Below are 1068 nucleotides of genomic sequence, written 5' to 3' on the forward strand. Positions count from 1 at the left end.
TGCATGGCCCGGCCGAAGCGCGTGCGCCGGCTGATCGGGTAGTGGTACGGATGCTCCTGCACGAAGCTGCCGCGACCGGTCTCGGTGCGCACGTAGCCACGCTCTTCCAGCGCCTCGATCGCGCGCCGCACGGTGTGGCGGTTGACCGCGAAGCGCTTGGCCAGCACCTGCGCCGAGGGCAGTGCATCGCCCTCCACCAGCTGGCGTTCGCGGATCTGCCGCAGCAGCGCCTGTTCGATCTGCTGCCACAGTGGCAGCGCCGAATCGCGTGGCGTCAGGGCCGGGTCGGGCATGGTCATCAAACCTCCATCTGCGGCTGCTGGACTAGACAGGTGCACTGCACGTGCAGGCATATCAACGCGCTGCGATTGCAATGGCATGACACGGGCTACGGAAACCATGGGCGAACACATCCTCGACAACCTGAAACTGGTGCTGGCCGACGAGATCGTGCACGGCCATGTGGTGCTGGACGGGCCACGCATCCACGCCGTGGGGCAGGGGCGCGTGCGCAGGGCGGGCGCCGAGGACTGCGGCGGCGACTGGCTGCTGCCGGGGTTTGTTGAGCTGCATACCGACAATCTGGAGAAGCACCTGGTACCACGCCCGGGCGTGGCCTTCCCAGCGGCCGCGGCCGTGCAGGCGCACGATGCGCAGCTGCTGGCTGCAGGCATCACTACGGCCTGCGATGCGCTGGCCGTGGGCGACGTGGAGGCCGACAGCGTACGCGTACGCAGCCTGCAGGCCGCGCATGCGGCGCTGGCCGAGGCGCGCCGTGGCGGTGGCCTGCGCAGCGACCACTACCTGCACCTGCGCGCCGAGCTGCCCTATCCCGGGTTGCTGCCATTGCTGGAGCCGCTGCTGGATGATCCGGCGGTGCGCCTGCTGTCGCTGACCGATCACACCCCGGGGCAGCGCCAGTTCCGCAACCTGCAACGCTATGCTGCCTATTACGGTCTGCCGGCCGACGCACCGGCCCCCTATCTGGACGACCTGCTGCAGGCACGCCGGGCACAGCAGGCGCGCTATCGCCCCGCACACCTGCAGCAGGAGCTGCAGTGGGTGCGG

1 protein-coding gene and 1 pseudogene are annotated in these 1068 nt (G+C 69.4%); one reads left to right on the forward strand and one right to left on the reverse strand.

Annotation, left to right across the window (positions count from 1 at the left end):
• Positions 1–299: GntR family transcriptional regulator (locus ACFC0D_RS38745; RefSeq protein ID WP_376446838.1), on the reverse strand; the 299-nt coding region annotated here is incomplete at its 3' end.
• A gap of 100 nt (positions 300–399) precedes the next feature.
• On the opposite strand from ACFC0D_RS38745, the pseudogene ACFC0D_RS38750 reads away from it, so the two are divergent.
• Positions 400–1068 (forward strand): annotated as a pseudogene (locus ACFC0D_RS38750) (hypothetical protein); the annotation flags it as partial.

Source organism: Streptomyces sp. NPDC056222 (assembly GCF_042264065.1).
Taxonomy (GTDB): domain Bacteria; phylum Actinomycetota; class Actinomycetes; order Streptomycetales; family Streptomycetaceae; genus Streptomyces.